Source organism: Brevundimonas sp. FV1ye7S (assembly GCF_058680995.1).
On the sequence record NZ_CM178726.1, the window covers coordinates 37,833 to 57,038 of the forward strand.

Consider the following 19,206-nt stretch of genomic DNA (forward strand, 5'->3'; position numbering starts at 1 on the left):
GGGAAGGGCCGCGCCAAGCCTTGACGCCCCGGAAGGTTCACAGACCGGGTCGCAAGTTTACGTTCGCGTCAGCGTCAATCCGCACGCGGTCTTCAGAAGGCAAGGGTTCCGGTACGCTCGATTTCAACCGGCCCGGTCATCAGAACATGGTCCGTCGCCGGGTCCCAGTCGATCACAAGCTCGCCGCCGTCGACGACCACCGTGGCCTTGCGATCGGTCAGGCCGCGCCGGGCCGCCGCCACCTGGGCCGCGCAGGCGCCGGTGCCGCAGGCCTTGGTCAGGCCGGCGCCCCGTTCCCAGACGCGCAGACGGATATGGTCGCGGTCAAGGACATGGGCGAAACCGACATTCACGCCTTCAGGAAACAGCGGGTGGTGCTCGACCAGAGAGCCCGAGCCGGTGACGAAGCCGTCGTCCTGGCGGTCGGTGAAGAAGACCACGTGCGGATTGCCCATCGAAACGGCGCCGGGCGTGTGCAGCAGAGGGGCGTCGATGGGGCCGACCTGAAGCTCGATGCCGCGGGTGTCCATTTCCTCGGCCAGGGGCACCTGGGTCCAGTCGAGCCGGGGCTTGCCCATATCGACCGTGACCCGGCGGTCGCCCGCGCGCGTGGCGGTGGTGGGGCCGGCTGCGGTGTCGATCGTGACCCTGTCGCCGCCGTCGGCCTCCATCAGCAGCCAGCCGACGCAGCGCAGGGCGTTGCCGCAGGTCTCCACCATGGAGCCGTCGGCGTTCCACACCCGCATGAAGGCGTCGGCCGTCTCGGACGGTTCGATGGCGATCAACTGGTCGAACCCCTCGCCCGTGGCGCGGTCGGCCAGAGCGCGGATCTGGTCCTCGGTCGGACGAAACGGCGTTTCCAGCGCGTCGATGACGATGAAGTCATTGCCGGCGCCGTTCATCTTGATGAAAGGACGGGTCATGCAGGCCATATAGGCCTATCCCCGTCGTCCGGAAACCACTGTGTCCCAGAGCGAAACCGACCCCAAGGACGGCCTGAGGCTGCGCGCGCGGCTGCGATACCTGTATCACGGCGGCCAGCCGGCGGCGGTGAAGTTCCGGTTGACGGTCATCGTCATCGACTTCGCCATCATCGCCTTCTTCCTGGCGGCGCCGATCCTGAAGAACATGGGCTGGGCCTTCTATGTGCTCGACTATCTGATCGCCGCCCTGCTGGCGATCGATCTGGCGGCGCGGGCCTACGCCTATTCCGACATCAAGGACTGGCTGAAGCGGCCGATCGTCTGGCTGGACCTGTTCATTCTGGCGACCCTGCTGTTCCCGGCCTGGCTGTTCAATCTCGGCTTCCTGCGGATGCTGAGGCTGTGGACCCTGCTGAACTCGGACTTCTTCTGGCGCACGGTCGGCGCGCGGTTCGACGACACCCGGGTCGAGGGGATCGTGCGCGCGCTTTCGGGTCTGGTCACCTTCGTCTTCGTCGTGACCGGCTTCGTCTATGCGACCTTCCGGGGTCATGACGGGATCAGCGGCTATATCGACGCCCTCTATTTCACCGTGGCGACCCTGACGACGACCGGGTTCGGCGACGTCACCCTGCCGGGGCCGCTGGGCAAGCTTCTGTCCATCGCCATCATGCTGGTGGGGATCACCCTGTTCCTGCGTCTGGCCCAGGCCCTGATCAAGCCGCACAAGGTTCGTTTCCCTTGCGACCGATGCGGCCTTCAGACCCACGACCCCGACGCCGTTCACTGCAAGGCCTGTGGAAACCTGATCTGCATCCCGGACGAGGGCTGAGACAAAGATGACAAAACCGTAAGGGCGGATTCGTCGCCTTGCCGCAGGGCGGGCCGCCGTTAAGGTGCCCGTCTTCAATTCCGGGGACTGTCCATGATCCGCTCATCCGCCGCCGTGCTCGCGGCCCTTCTCGCCTCCACCAGCCTGACGTCGGTATCCATGGCCCAGACCGCTTCCTCCGCTCCCGCCTTCGCAACCAGCGAGGCGAGCGACCCCTATGTCTGGCTCGAGGACGTCGAGGGCGCGCGGGCCATGGCCTGGGTCAAGGAACACAACGCTCATTCGCTGGGCGTGCTGCAGGGCGACCCCCGCTATGAGCCCCTGCACCAGCAGGCGCTCGCCATCGTTCAGGCGCGCGACCGGATCCCGGCTCCGGGCTTCACCCACGACGGCCATATCGACAATTTCTGGCAGGACGCCCAGCATGTGCGCGGCGTCTGGCGGCGCACGACGCTGGACTCCTACAAGACCGCCGAGCCCCAGTGGGAGACGGTGCTGGACATCGACGCCTTGGCCGAGGCCGAGAGCGCCAACTGGGTCTACAAGGGTTCCACCTGCCTGGCCCCCGAAGAGCGCTACTGCCTGATCAGCCTGTCGAACGGCGGCAAGGACGCCGTGACCCTGCGCGAGTTCGACAGCGTGACCCGCAGCTTCGTCGAGGGTGGCTTCTTCCTGCCGGAGTCCAAGGGCGGCGCCACCTGGCTGAACAAGGACACCCTGCTGATCTCGCGCGATTTCGGCGTCGGCACCCTGACCAACTCCGGCTATCCGATGATAGTGAAGCGGATGGTGCGCGGTCAGTCGCTGGATCAGGCCGACGTCCTGTTCATGGGCGAGCCGACCGACGTCTCGGTGTCCGGCTATACGCTGCGCGACGCCGACGGGGTGCTGAAGGCGACCCTGATCAACCGGTCGATCGACTTCTATTCGTCCGAGACCTATCGCGTGACCGACGACGGGGCGGTGGTGAAATTGGCCCTGCCGGCCAAATCGGACATCACGGGTCTGGTCTCGGGCAAACTGGTCGTGTCGCTGAAGCAGGACTGGACCGCGCCGTCGGGCCAGGACTTCAAGAGCGGCGACCTGATCGCCTGGCCGCTGGACGCCTGGCTGGAAGACCCGGCCACGCCCGCCGTCCTGGTGCTGCGCCCGACCGAGCGCCAGGCCGTCGAGGGGGTCAACGCCACGCGCAACACCCTGGTCGTCGCCCTGTATGACAATGTGCGCGGTTCGGTGCGGATCTACCGGCCCGGCGACAGCGAGTGGACCTATTCCACCCTGGGCCTCCCGCAGAACGTCTCGGTCGGCGTCGGCTCGGCCTCCGAGACCGACGACAAGGTCTTCGTCAGCGTCACCGGCTATCTGAACCCGTCCAGCCTGTGGCTGGCCGATGCGGCGACCGGCGCGGTCGATCAGGTCAAGTCGATGCCGGCCAAGTTCGACGCCACCGGGATGACGGTGGACCAGCACGAGGCCCGCTCGGCCGACGGGACGATGATCCCCTATTTCGTGGTCCATAAGGCGGACATGCCGCTGGACGGCTCCAATCCGACGCTGCTGTACGGCTACGGCGGGTTCGAAAGCTCGCTGCTGCCCGGCTATTCGGCCACGGTCGGCAAGCTGTGGCTGGAGCGGGGCGGGGTCTATGTCATCGCCAATACCCGCGGCGGCGGCGAGTTCGGTCCCCGCTGGCATGAGGCGGCTTTGCAGCAGAACCGCCAACGGGCGCACGAGGACTTCCAGGCCGTGGCGCTCGACCTGATCGCGCGCGACATCACCAGCCAGCCGAAGCTCGGGATCATGGGGGGCTCTCAAGGCGGCCTGTTCATGGGGGCGATGCTGACCCAACGGCCGGATCTGATCAACGCCGCCGTCATCCAGGTGCCCCTGTTCGACATGCTGCGCTTCCACAAGCTGCTGGCCGGCGACTCGTGGAAGGGCGAGTACGGCGATCCGGACATTCCGGAACAACGCGCCTGGATCCAGGCCTATTCGCCCTATCAGAACCTGCGGGCCGGCCAGCCCTATCCGGAGGTCTTCATCCACACCTCGACCAAGGACGACCGGGTCCATCCGGGCCACGCCCGCAAGGCGGCGGCGCGTCTGGAGGAGCTGGGCTATCCGGTCCTGTTCTACGAGAACACCGACGGCGGCCATGCGGCCGGGGCGAACCTGCAAGAGACGGCGCGTCGGTTGGCGCTGGAATACACCTACCTGTCGCGCCGCCTGATGGACACGCCGGCGCAGGAATAAGGGCATTTCTTTCCGCTCATCCCGGCGAAAGCCGGGACCCAGTCCTTTCGCAAGGTTCGGCGGCTGGGATCGAGTTCAGCACGAATGGGCGACGCCGAACGCCCAAAGGTCTGGGTCCCGGCTTTCGCGGGGATGAGCGGAGAGTTTGAGCCATGCGTCACCTGATCCTGTCCGCCGCCATTCCGGCGCTTCTGCTCGGCGCCTGCGCGAGCAATCGGAACATGGAAGAGTATTTCTCCCCCATGACCGTCGCTTCGGAGACGTCCCCGCCCCACTTCCCGCGCGACCTGACCCCTGCGGGCGTCGCCGCAGCGGACGATCATCTGGCCCTGGAGCAGGTGGATGGGGCCGAGGCCATGGCCTTCGTGGCCGATGAGAACCGCAAGTCGCTGGCCGTCCTGACCGGCGATCCTCGCTACGAGACCTTCCGCGCCGAGGCCCAGGCCATCCTGACCGCCACCGACCGCATCCCCGGCCCGTCCTTCCTCGGCGACGGGATCGGCAATTTCTGGCAGGACGCGGCCAATCCCAAGGGCGTCTGGCGGCGCACGACGCTGGACTCCTACCGCACCGCGACCCCGCAGTGGGAGACCCTGCTGGACATCGACGCCCTGTCCAAGGCCGAGGGCAAGGACTGGGTGTTCAAGGGCGCCGACTGTCTGGCGCCCGACGAGACCCGTTGCCTGATCAACCTGTCCGACGGCGGCAAGGACGCGGTGGTGGTGCGTGAGTTCGACCTGACGACGAAACAGTTTGTGGACGGTGGTTTCAACCTGTCAGAGGGCAAGCACCGCATCGAATGGTTGGACCGCGACACGCTCCTGGTCGCCACCGACTTTGGCTCCGGAACAATGACCGAGTCCGGCTATCCCTTCATCGTCAAGACGTTGAAGCGCGGCCAGACCCTGGCCCAGGCGGTCGAGGTCTATCGCGGCGAACAGGGCGACGGCGGCTATGGCGTCAGCCCCGCCGTCTATCGAGACAAGGACGGCAAGGTCACAGCCGTCATAATCACCCGCCCGCTGGACACCTTCCGGTCCGAGACCTGGGCCATGGCCCATGATGGTTCGACGGTGAAACTCGCCCTGCCGTCGCGGGTATCGATTTATGGCGTCATCGGCGGCCGGCTGGTCGTATCGAACGACGAGGCGTGGCGCTGGGGTGCGCGAGAGGTGACGGCGGGCTCGCTGCTGGCCGTGTCGCTGGACGAGCTGAAACGCGGAAGCGGCGGCCTCTATCCCGACACCGATCCCGAGACCATCTTCACGCCGGGGCCGCGCCAATCGCTGCAGTCGGCCGCGGTGATGAGCGATTCCGTCCTGGCCACCCTGTCGGACAATGTCGCCGGTCGCCTGACCCAGTTCAGCTTCGGGCGGGACAATCGCCCGGTCTGGAGCGGCGCCTCCTTCGCCGTGCCCGAGAATGTGGCCGTCAATCTGGGCGACTCCTCCAAGTCGCGCGGCGAGGCCTTTGTCTCCTTCCAGGGGTTTCTGACGCCTCCGACCCTCAGCCTGGCCAGTGTGGACACCGGCGCCCTGACCGAACTGAAATCCGCCCCGGCCAAGTTCGACGCCTCGACCCATGTGGTGGAGCAGTACGAAGCCACCTCCACCGACGGGACCAAGATCCCCTATTTCATCACCCGTCCGCGCGACATGAAGCTGGACGGGTCGAACCCGACCATCATGCTGGGCTACGGCGGCTTCCAGGTCAGCCTGAACCCGGCCTACAAACCCGAGATGGGCAAGTTGTGGCTGGAGCGGGACGGGGTCTTCGTCCAGGCCAATATCCGTGGCGGCGGCGAGTTCGGTCCCGACTGGCACCAGGCGGCCCTGGACGGAAACCGCCAGCGCGCCTTCGACGACTTCGACGCCGTAGCGCGCGATCTGGAACAGCGCGGCGTCACCAGCCCGCGCCGGCTAGGCATCTACGGCCGGTCGAACGGGGGAGTTCTGACCAGCGTGTCGATCACCCAGCATCCCGAACTGTTCAATGCGGCGGTGATCGAGAGCCCGCTGGTCGACATGCTGCGCTATCACGAGCTGCCGGCCGGCGCCTCGTGGATCGGCGAATACGGCGACCCGCGCATTCCGGAAGAGGCGGAATGGATCGCCCGATATTCGGCCTATCAGCAGCTGCGGCCGGACGTGACCTATCCCCGCGTCTATCTGACCACCAACACTCGCGACGACCGGGTCCATCCCGGCCATGCGCGCAAGTTCGCCGCGCGCCTGGGGGATCAGGGCCATGACCATCTCTATTACGAGGATACGGCCGGCGGTCACTCCAATGACGCCGACCCGGTGGCCAATGCGCGGCGCTGGGCCCGTCACTATGTCTATCTGTCGCAACAGCTGATGGATTGAGGCCTGGTGCTGCGGGTCACGCACTTATGACTCCCGGCCGCATCTGCGCGGGCTAAAGAACGTCGCCATGAGAAACAGGGTCTGGATCATCGCAGCGACGGTCATGACGGGCGTTCTGTTGTCCGTCGGGTCAGTCGCCCAGCCTGTCGGGGCGCGGGGCAAGCCCGTGCGCGCGGCCGCCACGGCCGGCTCGCCGGTGGTGGTCGAACTGTTTACCGCCCAGGGCTGCGGCGGTTGTGTCGAGGCGAATGCGGTGGTCGAGCGCGCGGCGGGCGAGCCGGGGGTCATCGCCCTGACCTATGGCGTCGACTACTGGGACTATCTGGGTTGGACCGACACCTTCGCCCGGCCCGAGTTCGTGCAGCGCCAGCGCGCCTATCGCGCCGCTTTGCGCCAACGCGGCGTGTCCACGCCCCAGGTGGTGATCGACGGCCGCCGCCAGGTGTCCGGCGCGCGTGGACTGGAGCTGGAACACGCCATCGTGGAGGAGGCGAGCCGCCGTATCTGGCCGCCCGAGATCGAATTCCGCGAGACCGGCGATCAGGTCGGGATCGGTTCGGGCCGCCCGCCGTCGGGCGGCGCGGAGGTGCTGGCCGTCACCTATACGCCCGGCCCCCAAATGGTCGAGGTCAGCCGTGGCGAGAACCGGGGGCAGACCGTACGTCACGTCAATGTGGTGCGGGATATCGTGAATCTCGGCGACTGGCGCGGCCGGCCCATCCTGTTTGATCTGCCCCAGACGCATGGCGGCGACGCCGTGGTGGTGATGATCCAGGGCAAGACGGATCGCCGCATCCTGGGCGCCGCCGTCAGAAATTGAGCCGCGCCTACTGGGACGTCGGGCAGGACGCGCTGACGGAGTTTGGGCCTGTCGCCGGCAACCGGTCGTTCGGCGCGTGAGGCTCAGGGGCGGATAGAGTTGCAGGGGCCGGCAGGGGCCGGCCAGGGGGGGCTAGGCGCCCGCCTTCTTTGCAAAGCCCCAGGCCGCGTCACTGAGCGGCCCGACCTGGGCGGCCATGGTGCGGGCGTGGGCGCTGGCCGCTGTGCCGTCGCGGACGCGACCGGCGATGCCCTGGCAGATGGCCGCCAGCCGGAACAGATTATAGGCGTACAGCCAGTCCAGATTGGCGGGCCGCATCCCGGTCGCCGCCGCATAGCGTTCGACCGTTTCCTCGACGGAGGGAATCCCCAGAGCCTCCAGGTCGGCGCCGGCCAGGCCGTTGCGCAGGGACGCCGGAATGGCCCAGGCGATCAGCAGATAGGAGAAGTCGGCCATTGGATCGCCCAGGGTCGACAGCTCCCAGTCCAGCACGGCCCGGACCTCGGCCGCATCCGGAGCCAGGATCAGATTGTCCAGCCTGAAGTCGCCATGGACGATGCGGCTGGGGCTCTCGGGCGGCAGACTGTCCGGCAGGAAGGCGATCAGCCGATCCATGGACGGGATCGGCTCGATCTCGGAAGCGCGATACTGTTTGGTCCAGCGGCCGACCTGGCGGGCGAAATAGTTGCCGGCCTTGCCATAGTCTGTCAGGCCGATGGCGTCAGGATCGAAGGCGTGCAGCCGGGCCAGGGCGTCTGTCTGGGCCTCATAGACGGCGCGACGTTCCGCCGGCGTCAGGCCGGGCAGCTTCAGGTCCCAGAATATCCGCCCCTCGACCTTGTCCATCACATAGAAGATCGAGCCGATGACGGTCTCGTCCATGCACAGGGCGTGCGGCCGGGCGACTGGAAATCCCTGGGCGGCGAGGGCTGAGATGACCTGGAATTCGCGGTCCACCGCATGGGCGCTGGGCAGCAGGACGCCGGGCGGCTTGCGGCGCAACACATAGGCGGCGCCGGGCGTGGTCAGCTCATAGGTCGGGTTCGACTGGCCGCCCTTGAACTGGCGCATCGTCAGCGGACCGACGTAGCCTGCGACATGGACGGCCATCCAGGCGTCCAGAGCCTCCTCGTCAAGCCGATAGCGGGGATCGACCTCACGTGTGCCGGAAAAAGCCGTCTGGGCGTCTATTGTAGCGTCGGTCATGGGCGGCCTGTTGTTTCCTGCACCGGCCCCGTCTTATGCGCGGTCCGGCGCGGCGATGATGGCGGCCTTTACGGCGCGGCGCCAGCCGGAAAGCAGGCGGTCGCGCTCGGCCGGTTTCATGCAGGGCGTCCAGCGGGCCGGGGCCTCGGTCGTGCGGGCCTGCAGATCGGGCAGAAGTCCGACGCCGAGGGCGGCGAGGCGGGCGGCGCCCAGGGCGGTCATTTCCTGGAAGGCCGGGCGTTCGACCTCGACCTCGCAGATGTCGGCGACGAACTGCATGGCGAAACTGTTGGCGGTGACGCCGCCGTCGACCTTCAGCGTCTTCAATGGCGGGGCGCCGTCCTGGGCCAGGGCGTCCAGCAGGTCGCGGGTCTGATAGGCCAGGGCCTCCAGCGCCGCGCGGACGAAATGGGCCGGGCCGGAATCCCGCGTCAGCCCTACCACGGCGCCGCGCGCCTCGGGCTCCCACCAGGGCGCGCCCAGGCCGGTGAAACCGGGCACCATATAGACGCCGCCGTTATCGGCCAGGCCCTGCGCCATGGCCTCGGACTGGCGGGATTCCGAGATCAGCTTCACCCCGTCGCGCAGCCACTGAATGGCCGAGCCGGCCGAAAAGATCGAACCCTCCAGCGCATAGGCGGTCTGGCCTGCGGCCTGATAGCCCAGCGTGCCCAGCAGACGACGGGTCGAGGCGACGGGTTCCGGCCCGACATTGGCGACCAGGAAGGCCCCGGTGCCATAGGTGATCTTGGCGTCGCCGGGGTTCAGGGCGCCATGCCCGACCAGGGCCGCCTGCTGGTCTCCCGCGGATCCGGCCAGGGGCAGGGCGCGGCCGAACAGGCCGGGTTCCGTCTCTCCCATCACTCCTGCGCAAGGAACAATGGCGGGCAGGGCGGCGCGGGGTACGGCGAACAGGGCGCACAGATCGTCACGCCATTCGACCGTCTTCAGGTCCATCAGGGCGGTGCGGGCGGCGTTGGAGGCGTCGGTGGCGTGAATCCGGCCGCCCGTCAGTTTCCAGATCAACCAGGCGTCGATCGTGCCCAGTTTGACCTCGCCCCGGATCGCCCGGTCGCGCGCCCACGGCACGGCGTCCAGCAGCCAGGCGAACTTGGTCGCCGAGAAGTAGGGGTCCAAGATCAGGCCTGTCGCAGCCTGGACGGCGGGCTCGTGGCCTTCTGCGGTCAGTCGCGCAGTGACGGGGGCGGTGCGCCGGTCCTGCCAGACGATGGCGCGGTGCAGGGGCGTGCCGGTCCCTGCGTCCCACATCACGGCCGTCTCGCGCTGGTTGGTGAGGCCCACGGCGGCGAACCGATCGACGCCGCCCGCCTTCTGCACCACTTCGCGACAGGTCTGGAGCACGGCGGACCAGATCTCGGACGCATCATGCTCGACCCATCCGGACTGTGGGAAATGCTGGGCCAGTTCGATCTGACTGACGGCCACGGGGCGCAGGCCCCCGTCGCGGACTTCGAAGGCGATGGCGCGGGTCGAGGTCGTGCCCTGGTCGATGGCGAGGATCAGGCTCAAGCGGTTTCTCTCCATATCGGCGCCTTACGCGGCGCTCGTACCCTGGGCTAAGGGGAGCATATGACGACGCACCTGCCCAGCTTTGAAGGCGTCCTTGACGCCGCCCGCCAGATCAACGGCGTCGCTGTCCGCACGCCGTTGATCGAAAGTCCCGCCCTGAACGCCGTGGTCTGCGGGCGGGTGCTGATGAAGGCCGAGAACCTGCAGCGGGCAGGGGCGTTCAAGTTTCGCGGGGCCTACAACCGCATCAGCCGACTGAACGCCGAGGAGAAGGCGCGGGGCGTCGTCGCCTTTTCTTCCGGCAATCACGCCCAGGGCGTGGCCGCCGCCGCCGCCTTGGTCGAGACGTCGGCGATCATCGTCATGCCGTCCGACTCGCCCCGGGTGAAGGTCGAGGGGGTGATCGGATTCGGCGGAGAGGTGCGGCTCTATGATCGCTGGACCGAGAGCCGAGAGGCCATCGGCGCCGCGATAGCAGCCGAGCGGGGGTCTGTTCTGGTCCCGCCGTTCGACGATCCCTTCATTATCGAGGGCCAGGGCACGGTGGCGTTGGAGATGTTGGACCAGGCTGATGCGCCGATGGACCAGCTGTTGTGCGGCGCCTCAGGCGGCGGGCTGATGGCCGGGATCAATCTGGTCATGGCCGAACGTAGTCCGCAGACGAAGGTGATCGTGGTGGAGCCCGAGGCCTATGACGACACCGCGCGGTCTCTGGCGGCGGGGGAGCGGGTCGGTCATCCGCAGGGTCCGCCGTCGATCTGCGACGCCCTGATGTCCCCGATGCCGGGCGTACTGACCTGGCCGATCAATCGGCGGCTGGCGGGTGCGCTCACGGTGTCGGATGCGGAGGTGGCCGAGGCGGTGCGGTTCGCCTTCCGTCACCTGAAGCTGGTCGTCGAGCCCGGCGGGGCGGTCTCCCTGGCCGCCCTGCTCTCCGGCAAGTCCGAGATGAAAGGGCGAACCACAGGCATCGTCCTGTCCGGGGGCAATGTTGACACAGTGCTTTATGGCGAGATCTTGGAAGGCCGTTTCGAAGGGTAGGCCTTTCCTTCAGCCGCCGTCTCGGCCACCGTCGCTCAAACAGGAAAGTCGGGAAGGAACCTCATGGTGAAGACAGTGATGACGACGAGCGACCTCCAGAGTTTGGTCGGCCAGCAGGTGGGGGTCTCGAGGTGGTTCGAGGTCAGCCAGGCCAGGATCGACGCCTTCGCCGATTGCACCGAGGATCGGCAGTTCATCCATGTGGATCCCGAAGCCGCCCAGACGACGCCGTTCGGCGGAACCATCGCCCACGGCTTCCTGACCCTCAGCCTAGCGTCGGCGATGAGCTATGACGCCGTTGCGCCGCTTGAGGGTGCGGTGATGGGAATCAACTACGGATTTGACCGGCTCAGATTCCTGGCTCCGGTGCGGGCGGGGTCGAGGGTTCGGGGGCGGTTCCGGCTGCTGTCGGCGGAAGACAGGGGCGCAGGGCGCTGGCTGTTAAAGCATGAAATCACGGTCGAGATTGAAGGCGACGACAAGCCCGCCCTGATTGCGGAGTGGTTGGGAATGCAGGTGATGGTCGGTTAGGTTCTCGTGAGAGGTCTCGCGCAGACTCTCCAGGGTTGTGCTCTTGCCGGGTCCGGAGCGCTTCCAAGTCGAAGGCGCAGAGACAATTTTACCTGTAGCATCAATAGCACGGTGATCAATTCAGAGCGCTTGTCCGCCTCGTTTTCGCCTCGACCTTCCACGGCAACGCTGGTAAGACCCGCGAAGGCGGTAGACCCGCCCGAATACAAACAGGCGGAGGGCTAATCCCCATGCGTATGAAGACTATCGTGCTGGCCTCCAGCGCAGCGGCCGCCCTGGCCCTGTCAGCTGGCGCGGCTTCGGCAGAACCTAACGGCTGGTACGGCGCGATCGACGCCGGCTACCACATGATCGACGACATCAACGCTGAATCGTCGACGACGGGCGCCAACTGGAACTATGAAGTGAACGACGGCTGGGCGGCTTTCGCCCGTCTCGGCTATCGCTTCAACCCCAACTGGCGCGTTGAACTCGAAGGCGGCTATCGCTCGGGCGACATCGGCACCGTGCGCGCCGTCTCCGGCACCCAGGGCCTGTGCAACCTGACCCCGGCGACCGGCGGCTGCTTCTCTCCGGAAGGCGACATCGAGTCCGCCACCCTGATGGCCAATGTCATCTATGACTTCGGCTATGAAGCCTGGGGCATCCGTCCCTTCGTCGGTCTCGGCGCCGGCGTGAACCATGTCAACACCGACACGGTCGGCAATCTGCGGGCCAACCGCGGCGCTTCCTTCGCCGCTGACGACAGCTCGACCGAGTTCGCCGCTCAAGCGATCGCCGGTCTGGCCTGGGCTATCAGCGACCGCGCCAATATCGACCTGACCTACCGCTATCTGACGGGCGACGCCTCGTTCGCCTCGACCACGGTCGGCACCGGCGTCGGCGCGACCTCGTTCGGCGAATGGGACGGCGACTACGACCAGTCGCACACCGTGACCCTGGGTCTGCGTTACAGCTTCGGCGCTGAAGAAGCTGCACCGCCCCCGCCGCCTCCGCCCCCGCCGCCGCCCCCGCCTCCTCCGCCCCCGCCGCCGCCGCCGCCGGCTCCGGTCAAGCCGGCCGCGCGTGAGTTCGTGGTCTATTTCGACTGGGATCGCTCGGACCTGACGGCGGAAGCCCGCTCGGTCGTGACGCAAGCCGCGACCTACGCCAAGTCCGGCGCCGCGACGCGCGTCCTGATCGTCGGCTACACCGACACCTCGGGCTCGGCCGCCTATAACCTCGGCCTGTCGAACCGTCGTTCGCGCACCGTCGCGGACGCCCTGGTCGCCCAAGGCGTCAACGGCGGCGTCATCGCCCTGGACGGCAAGGGCGAAACCGCCCTGGCCAAGCCGACCGCTGACGGCGTGCGTGAGCCGCTCAACCGTCGCGCGACGATCAACATCAACTTCTAAGCCTGTCCCGACGGTCGGCCTGGTCTTTCAGGCCGGCCGAAGACAGACAAGAAGGGTTGAAAGACTGAACGCCGTCTTCGCCTGGAGACGGCGTTTTTCTTGGCCTGAATGCGCCGCGACGGCCCGGCTTCAAGTTTCGGTTCAGTTGGCCGCTTGAGTCAGCAATGGCGGTGCGGATTCGGCCGATCGAGATTGACGCAACAACGCTTCGCCGGCGCCGATCACCAATGTCGCCGTCAGGACCGCACACACCACGGCGACAGCCGCAAGCTTGAGCGTTTGCGTGAACTCACGACCTTCCGGCGTCACTGGACTCTCCACCTCAACGCCTCGCTCAAACATGAGGGGGCGCGTCGGCGCAAGTCACGGAACAGTGTCCATCCTGCGAAAAGGGGGCGGCGCCCTGCGGCGCCGCCCCCTCGAGCTTCATCATTCTCGAACCCGATCAGCCCGTGAACGGCCGGATAAGGATCTCGACGCGACGGTTCTGAGCCTTGCCCTCCGGCGTGGCGTTGGAGGCCACCGGATTGCGCGAGCTGTTGCCTGCGACGTAGAGCCGCTCGGCGATCACGCCGCGACGAACCAGTTCCGAAGCCACGCTGGCGGCGCGACGCTCGGACAGGGGCTGATTGATGGCGTCTCCGCCGGTCGAGTCGGTGTGGCCGATCACGTCGATGGTTGAGCGGTCATATTCCTGAAGCACCCGCGCCACGTCGTCGAGCACCGGCAGGAAGCGCGGATCGATCGAGGATTGGTTGGTGGCGAAGGTCACATCCGACGGCATGCGCAGAACCAGGTTGTCGCCCTGGCGAGCGACGCCGACGCCGCTGCCGGACAGTTCAGCCTCCATGGCGCGCTGCTGGCGGTCCATGTACTGGCCCACGGCTGCGCCGCCCAGGGCGCCGACACCGGCTCCGATGAGAGCATTCTTGCGGCCTTGTTCGCCGTTTGAAGTGTTTGTCAGATAGCCCAGCAGAGCGCCGCCCAATGCGCCTGCGATGGCGCCGGTGCCGGTGTTGTTGCGGGTCGGCGTCGAGCTGTAGGGGTCGGTCGTGGTGCAGGCCGCCGTTCCCAGCAGGGCTGCAATGGAAACGCTGGCGACAATGATCTTGGCGCGCATGGAATAATCCTTCCGAATTTCTGTCTGGCGTAAAACGCGCGCCTACTGTCAAGGTTCCAAGCTGTACCTCAAGTGAACGAGCGCATTTTGCGCTCCATGGGCAGAGGGAGGGATCGCCCACGAACTGACACGGCCGCGGAATAGGCGTAAGGGAACCGCCGCACATTCTTTAGACCGAGGACGACGCCCCCGTGAGTTCGAGCCCCAACGAAACCGCCCCTGCCGTCACCGTGCGCGCCGTCACGCCCGTGTCGATGAAGCGATATGACGTTGACTTCCAGGGGTTCAGCGACGCTCTGGGCGCCTCGTTCGTGGAGTATGGGTTCGCGGTGGTGGCCGACCATGCGCTGGATGACGCCCGGATCGCCGCAGCTCTTGCCGACGCCAAAAGCTTCTTCGCCCTGCCCGAGGCGGTGAAGCGCCAGTATCACCAGCCGGGAACAGGCGGCGCGCGCGGCCTGACCCCGTTCGGCGTGGAAGCGGCCAAAGGGGCCGCGTCCGTCGATCTGAAGGAGTTCTGGCATGTCGGGCGCGAGCTGCCGGAGGGCCACCCCTATCGTCGCTTCATGCGCGATAATGTCTGGCCGGTGGAGACGCCCGGATTCAAGGCGAATGTCTATGGCCTGTACGAGGAGCTTGACGCCCTGGGGCGCAAGGTCCTGAAGGCTATCGCCCGTTACCTGGACCTCGGGGACGCATATTTCGAGGACAAGGTCGAGATGGGCAACAGCGTGCTCCGCCTGCTGCACTATCCGCCCGTGCCGGCTGATGCGCCGGGGGTGCGCGCCGGCGCCCATGAGGACATCAATGTCATCACCCTGCTGCTGGGCGCCGAGGAGGCGGGGCTGCAGCTGAAGGAGAAGGACGGCAGCTGGCTGGACATCGCGCCGCCGCCGGGGGCCCTGGTGATCAATATCGGCGACATGCTGCAACGGCTGACCAACCACGTCCTGCCGTCGACGACGCACCGGGTGGTCAATCCTGCGCCGGAGCGGCGTGGTTTCGCCCGCTATTCGACGCCCTTCTTCCTGCACTTCAACCCGGACTTCCCGATCAAGACCCTGCCCAGCACCATCACGCCGGACAATCCCGATCGCTATGCGGGCAAGACCATTCTGGCCGAGGACTATCTGACCGAGCGTCTGCGCGAAATCCGCCTGCTGTGAGGCCCATGGGCCTAGCGGGAGATGCGCAGGCGGGTGATGTCGCGGCCGATATCCCGGAAGGCGTCGGACAGGTCGGTGGAGCTCGACGCTTGGAAGGCGCGGTCCGGATTGGTGGCGCATCGCGCCATAAGCTCGCCGGCGGAATCGATTGGACCGGTCATGTTCCGGGCTGCGCCGATGTCGAATCCGACCGTATAGACGATGACGCCGGCGGCCTTCATGTTTTCGCAGAGCCGATAGGCTTGGTCGAAAGACGAGCCGTTCGTGGCGGGCTGGTTGATGTGAGTGTCGGCCCCGCCGCTGCCGTTGCCCGCGTCGGAGGCGATGACGCCTCGGAAATAGGGGGTGTTGAACTCCCCGTCGGTCATCAAAACCACAGCCTTCAAGGTCTTGCTCGAATCGTAGGCGGCCGGTGCGCCGAGGCCTGACCACAGGCCGAAGTTCGGCGAAACCAGATACCAGCCCCAAGCCAGACCGATATGGCCCGCCGTGGAGCCCACCGCAGTCATTCCGTCGACCGCGTCGGTGAGTGTCTTTTTGACGTTGGTGAGAGGAACGATCTGGGATGCGGGGCAGGCGTTGCCGCCAGAAGCGTAACTTCGTCCGACCCAGGAGGAGGCGGAAGGGGCCGCATCGGTGTAGGCCTGCGAGCCGGCTCGTTCGGAAACGCAGGGCGTGCCGGGAAAGCGCGTCCAGGCCCCGGTCGCGTTGACGAAATCCCGGTTCGAACAGCCATCGACGCCGCAGATCAGCTGTCCGCCGGACGTATAGGCGGCCCCCCCCTTGGCCGTGTTCGCCAAATTAGCCTGAGAGGCGTCAAGCGCCAAGGTCGCCGTGGTTGGGGTGACGCTGGCGACCCGGAAACCGATATTGTTCAACTGACTGAGGCCGCCCATATTGCCGAGAACGGCGGCGTCGCCTTCGGACGACAGGCCGTGGCGAGCCAGGGTGATCACGATGTTGCAGTCCGTTCGTGCGCATTTGGCGACATAGGCCTGGCCCGAGAAGGCGGAGTAATAGCGGCTGTTCTCGCCGACGAGGCTGAAGGTGTTGGTTGTCACACTGCCCACCGTTAGCGCGACGCCGTTCAGGGGGGCCATGGTTTCCGCGCTCCAGATCGTCACGATGTCGCCGGTCTTGAAGCCGTGTTTCGACGCGGTGACGACGGCCGTATAGGCGCGGGATATGCTCGTGATCGTCTTGACCGAGCCCGTCAGCCAGGTCGCTGCGGTAATGGACTGGGTGTTGGAGTCGAGCGGTCCCCGCGCCCGGCTAGCATAGGTGTCGCCCACATTGACGCCCATGGAGTAGGGCGCCAGGGCCACCTTGGAATAGAAGGGCGACTGGTTCGTCTGAACGACGATGTCGATCAACTCCTTGGCCGCTGACTTCAGATTGTCGATCTTTCGGCCGCTTGAGCAGCTGTCGGCGCAATTGTTCATCGAGCCGGTGATGTCGAGGACCAGGGCCACCTCCACGTCGCGCGAGGAGCGATTGACTTCCGAGCGCACCGAGATGGGCAGAGTATCGTCCAGGAGCTGGCCATAGGGCGGCAGGACGATGTTGGCGACCAGGGTCTTCACCCGCCCCTGGGCCGTAGCGATGACGACGCTCTTGTCGTTCATGGCGACCTCGACGTCGGCGTCATTGATCGGCTCGACCTCCGTGCCCTGAATGTTGCCGTGCAGGGTCGCCAGGGCGACGCTCTTCAGACCCGCTGGAGTCGTTTCGGAGGAGCGCGCGGCGGCCAGGGTCGCGGCGTCCAGTGCGTCCTGAAACTGCGATCTCGCGGTCGTGATCCTGTGAAGATCAACGCCGCCGAGCGCCAGCATGACGATGACCGGCAGGCTGAGGCCGAAGATCATCGCCACATTGCCGCGCCGGTCGTCGCGCAGGCGCGAGACGAGTTTGCGAAGGCGGCCGACCGCCCGATGGATCGTTTGAGAGGCCAAGTTCGTCGCTTCCCTGCCGGGCGCACCCCGCCCGCATGACGACAGAATGCCGTCATGCGGTTAAGGGAAGGCTGAAGCGTCAGGGTTAACGACGCATAAGGCTCAAGCCTCTGACCAGCCGCAGTCGTGGCCACGATTCTGGACGGTCAGCCATTGGTTCAGAGGCGCGAAATAGTCAGCGACGGCCGAGGCGTCGTTGGCGGTCTCGCCGGTGAAGGCCTGCATGGCCTCGGGCCAGGGCTTGGACTGGCCCATCTCCAGCATGGCGTTGAAACGGGCTCCGACCGCCTCGTTTCCGTAGACCGAGCAACGGTGCAACGGCCCGGCCCAGCCCGCCTGTTTGCAGGCCGCGCGCTGGAACTGGAACTGGTAGATGTGGGCCAGGAAGTAGCGGGTGTAGGGAGTGTTGCCCGGCACATGATATTTCGCGCCCGGATCGAAGGCGTTGGTCGGACGCGGCCCCGGCGGGACCAGGCCCTGGTATTTCAGCATGTCGGCGGTCCAGGCGGCGTTGTACTGGTCCGGCGACGTCTCGCCGGAGAAGACGCCCCAGCGCCAGCGGTCGACCATCAGGCCGAAGGGCAGGAAGGCGATCTTGTCCAAGGCCATCTTCAGCAGGAAGGGAATATCCTCTTCCGCCCCCGGCGTCGTCTTCAGCAGGCCGATCTGGTTCAGATAGGTGGGGGTCAGGGCCGACAGGCCGACGAAGTCGCCGATGGCCTCGTGGAAGCCGTCGTTGGCCCCGTTGCGGAACAGCATCGGCTGGTTCTTGTAGGCGCGCTGGTAGTAGTTGTGACCCAGCTCGTGGTGGACGGTGTAGAAGTCGTCGCCGTTGACGTTGGTGCACATCTTGATGCGGATGTCGTCGGCATTGTCCAGGTCCCAGGCCGAGGCGTGGCAGACGACCTCGCGGTCGCGCGGGCGCACGATCTGGCTGCGTTCCCAGAAGGTCTGGGGCAGGGGATCGAGACCCAGGGAGACGTAGAAGCCCTCGCCCGTCTTCACCATCTTCACGGGGTCGTAGTCGGCGGTCTTCAGCAGTTCGGTCAGGTCGTAGCTGGAGGCGCCGCCGCTGGTCGGGGCCACGACGTCATAGATATTGCCCCACTGCTGCGACCACATATTGCCCAGCAGATCGGCGCGGATCGGGCCGTGGTCGGGCTGGACCGCGTCGCCGTATTTGGCGTTCAGCCGGGCGCGGACATAGCAGTGCAGGTTCTCGTAGAAGGGTTTGACCTGGGCCCACAGGCGGTCGGTCTCCTCGGCGAAATCGTCGGCGGGCATGTCGTAGCCGGAGCGCCACAGGGCGCCGGTGTCGGAAAAGCCCAGTTCGCGCGCGCCTTCGTTGGCGATCTCGACCATGCGGGCGTAGTCGTTCTTCATCACCGGCGAGATGGTGCGCCAGCCTTCGTACAGGGCTTTGGTCTCGTTGGGGTCGCGGCTGTCGGCCAGGATCAGCGAGGCCTCGTCCAGGGTGATAGGCTGCCCCTTGAAGTCGAACTTGCCGGTCGAATAGGTCGAGTCCAGCCGGGTGGTGATCTGCGACAGTTCCTCGGCCGCTCCGGGGCGGTTGGGGGCGGGCAGGACGATGCCGAGCCGCAGCAGGTTCAGCTTGCGGCGAACGACGGGGTCCACCGCGACATCATTGAACTTGGCCGCCTGGTTGGCGAACTGGACCTGAAGCTCGGTCGCCTCGGCGTTGACCTTGGACTCCAGCCACATGGTGTCGAAGGTGATGTTGGTGGCGCGCGCCCACTGCACCCGGGCGGCGTATTCGCCGAAGGTCAGCATCTTGGCCTCTGCGTCGGCGACGAACTGGGTCGCGCCCTCGACGGTCGTCGGATAGTCGGCGCGCAGGCCGGTGGCGGTCACCGGGGCGGGGGTGAAGGTCTGGGCGCCGCCGTCGGCCTGATGCGGCCGGGCCTCGCCCGAGGTCGTGGTGGCGGCGCAGCCGGCGGTGAAGGCGAGGGCGCAGACCGCGACGGCGGTCATCATCTGACGCTTCATGATGGGATCTCCTGAACAGCGGGCGCAGGAGAGGTCAGGCCTGATCCGCCGTCAAGCGGAGCGGT

Annotated in this window: 15 protein-coding genes; 8 read left to right on the top strand and 7 right to left on the bottom strand. The window is 66.6% G+C overall.

Going from position 1 to position 19,206, the window contains the following annotated elements:
- Positions 1 to 92: 92 nt before the first annotated feature.
- The gene (gene dapF / locus ACW18C_RS00180) at positions 93 to 923 is read right to left on the bottom strand and encodes a diaminopimelate epimerase (RefSeq protein WP_492072119.1); all 831 of its coding nucleotides are present in this window, start codon (positions 921 to 923) and stop codon (positions 93 to 95) included.
- A gap of 40 nt (positions 924 to 963) precedes the next feature.
- On the opposite strand from dapF, the gene ACW18C_RS00185 reads away from it, so the two are divergent.
- From ACW18C_RS00185 to ACW18C_RS00200, 4 genes are all read left to right on the top strand, one after another.
- A complete protein-coding gene (locus ACW18C_RS00185; protein WP_292150381.1) occupies positions 964 to 1,755 on the top strand; it encodes a potassium channel family protein in 792 nt (263 codons plus the stop codon).
- 93 nt (positions 1,756 to 1,848) lie between these two features.
- The gene (locus ACW18C_RS00190) at positions 1,849 to 4,008 is read left to right on the top strand and encodes a prolyl oligopeptidase family serine peptidase (RefSeq protein ID WP_492072120.1); all 2,160 of its coding nucleotides are present in this window, start codon (positions 1,849 to 1,851) and stop codon (positions 4,006 to 4,008) included.
- Positions 4,009 to 4,160: 152 nt separating this feature from the next.
- Entirely contained in the window at positions 4,161 to 6,374 is a 2,214-nt protein-coding gene (locus ACW18C_RS00195) for a prolyl oligopeptidase family serine peptidase (RefSeq protein ID WP_492072122.1), read from the top strand.
- Between the two features lie 67 nt (positions 6,375 to 6,441).
- Positions 6,442 to 7,194 (top strand): DUF1223 domain-containing protein, encoded by a 753-nt coding sequence (locus ACW18C_RS00200; protein ID WP_008261898.1) that lies wholly within the window; start codon positions 6,442 to 6,444, stop codon positions 7,192 to 7,194.
- A 132-nt stretch (positions 7,195 to 7,326) separates the two neighbouring features.
- On the opposite strand, the gene ACW18C_RS00205 is transcribed toward ACW18C_RS00200, so the two are convergent.
- Positions 7,327 to 8,400 carry a phosphotransferase family protein gene (locus tag ACW18C_RS00205; protein WP_492072123.1) on the bottom strand — a complete coding sequence of 358 codons (1,074 nt, stop codon included), beginning with the start codon at positions 8,398 to 8,400 and terminating at the stop codon, positions 7,327 to 7,329.
- A gap of 33 nt (positions 8,401 to 8,433) precedes the next feature.
- On the bottom strand, positions 8,434 to 9,945 hold the full coding sequence (glpK, locus tag ACW18C_RS00210) for a glycerol kinase GlpK (RefSeq protein ID WP_492072125.1): 1,512 nt from the start codon (positions 9,943 to 9,945) through the stop codon (positions 8,434 to 8,436).
- A 45-nt stretch (positions 9,946 to 9,990) separates the two neighbouring features.
- On the opposite strand from glpK, the gene ACW18C_RS00215 reads away from it, so the two are divergent.
- The 3 genes from ACW18C_RS00215 (at position 9,991) to ACW18C_RS00225 (ending at position 12,896) form a co-directional block, all read left to right on the top strand.
- A complete protein-coding gene (locus tag ACW18C_RS00215) occupies positions 9,991 to 10,971 on the top strand; it encodes a threonine ammonia-lyase (RefSeq protein WP_492072126.1) in 981 nt (326 codons plus the stop codon).
- A 78-nt stretch (positions 10,972 to 11,049) separates the two neighbouring features.
- Positions 11,050 to 11,502, top strand: coding sequence for a MaoC family dehydratase (locus tag ACW18C_RS00220; RefSeq protein WP_492072127.1), 453 nt, complete (start codon positions 11,050 to 11,052; stop codon positions 11,500 to 11,502).
- Between the two features lie 236 nt (positions 11,503 to 11,738).
- The gene (locus ACW18C_RS00225; RefSeq protein WP_492074055.1) at positions 11,739 to 12,896 is read left to right on the top strand and encodes an OmpA family protein; all 1,158 of its coding nucleotides are present in this window, start codon (positions 11,739 to 11,741) and stop codon (positions 12,894 to 12,896) included.
- Positions 12,897 to 13,037: 141 nt separating this feature from the next.
- Here the strand turns inward: ACW18C_RS00225 and ACW18C_RS00230 are convergent, their stop codons facing one another.
- Positions 13,038 to 13,205, bottom strand: coding sequence for a hypothetical protein (locus tag ACW18C_RS00230; protein ID WP_154726312.1), 168 nt, complete (start codon positions 13,203 to 13,205; stop codon positions 13,038 to 13,040).
- Between the two features lie 136 nt (positions 13,206 to 13,341).
- On the bottom strand, positions 13,342 to 14,016 hold the full coding sequence (locus tag ACW18C_RS00235) for a YiaD family glycine zipper/OmpA-like lipoprotein (RefSeq protein ID WP_008261238.1): 675 nt from the start codon (positions 14,014 to 14,016) through the stop codon (positions 13,342 to 13,344).
- Positions 14,017 to 14,270: 254 nt separating this feature from the next.
- Here ACW18C_RS00235 and ACW18C_RS00240 point away from each other — a divergent pair, with 254 nt between their 5' ends.
- Complete coding sequence (locus ACW18C_RS00240; protein WP_492074057.1) at positions 14,271 to 15,182, top strand: isopenicillin N synthase family dioxygenase; 912 nt, start codon at positions 14,271 to 14,273, stop codon at positions 15,180 to 15,182.
- A gap of 11 nt (positions 15,183 to 15,193) precedes the next feature.
- Here the strand turns inward: ACW18C_RS00240 and ACW18C_RS00245 are convergent, their stop codons facing one another.
- Both ACW18C_RS00245 and ACW18C_RS00250 read right to left on the bottom strand, forming a co-directional pair.
- The gene (locus ACW18C_RS00245; protein ID WP_492072129.1) at positions 15,194 to 17,134 is read right to left on the bottom strand and encodes a TadE/TadG family type IV pilus assembly protein; all 1,941 of its coding nucleotides are present in this window, start codon (positions 17,132 to 17,134) and stop codon (positions 15,194 to 15,196) included.
- 102 nt (positions 17,135 to 17,236) lie between these two features.
- A complete protein-coding gene (locus ACW18C_RS00250; RefSeq protein WP_492072130.1) occupies positions 17,237 to 19,141 on the bottom strand; it encodes a M2 family metallopeptidase in 1,905 nt (634 codons plus the stop codon).
- Positions 19,142 to 19,206 lie beyond the last annotated feature (65 nt).

Bases quoted from the DNA above. Each gene is read 5' to 3' on its own strand.
- ACW18C_RS00225 (WP_492074055.1), top strand. From the start codon at position 11,739: ATGAAGACTATCGTGCTGGCCTCCAGCGCAGCGGCCGCCCTGGCCCTG.
- ACW18C_RS00195 (WP_492072122.1), top strand. From the start codon at position 4,161: ATGCGTCACCTGATCCTGTCCGCCGCCATTCCGGCGCTTCTGCTCGGC.
- ACW18C_RS00215 (WP_492072126.1), top strand. From the start codon at position 9,991: ATGACGACGCACCTGCCCAGCTTTGAAGGCGTCCTTGACGCCGCCCGC.
- ACW18C_RS00190 (WP_492072120.1), top strand. From the start codon at position 1,849: ATGATCCGCTCATCCGCCGCCGTGCTCGCGGCCCTTCTCGCCTCCACC.
- glpK (WP_492072125.1), bottom strand. From the start codon at position 9,945: ATGGAGAGAAACCGCTTGAGCCTGATCCTCGCCATCGACCAGGGCACG.
- ACW18C_RS00220 (WP_492072127.1), top strand. From the start codon at position 11,050: ATGACGACGAGCGACCTCCAGAGTTTGGTCGGCCAGCAGGTGGGGGTC.
- ACW18C_RS00235 (WP_008261238.1), bottom strand. From the start codon at position 14,016: ATGCGCGCCAAGATCATTGTCGCCAGCGTTTCCATTGCAGCCCTGCTG.
- ACW18C_RS00240 (WP_492074057.1), top strand. From the start codon at position 14,271: ATGAAGCGATATGACGTTGACTTCCAGGGGTTCAGCGACGCTCTGGGC.
- ACW18C_RS00205 (WP_492072123.1), bottom strand. From the start codon at position 8,400: ATGACCGACGCTACAATAGACGCCCAGACGGCTTTTTCCGGCACACGT.
- ACW18C_RS00250 (WP_492072130.1), bottom strand. From the start codon at position 19,141: ATGAAGCGTCAGATGATGACCGCCGTCGCGGTCTGCGCCCTCGCCTTC.
- ACW18C_RS00200 (WP_008261898.1), top strand. From the start codon at position 6,442: ATGAGAAACAGGGTCTGGATCATCGCAGCGACGGTCATGACGGGCGTT.
- dapF (WP_492072119.1), bottom strand. From the start codon at position 923: ATGACCCGTCCTTTCATCAAGATGAACGGCGCCGGCAATGACTTCATC.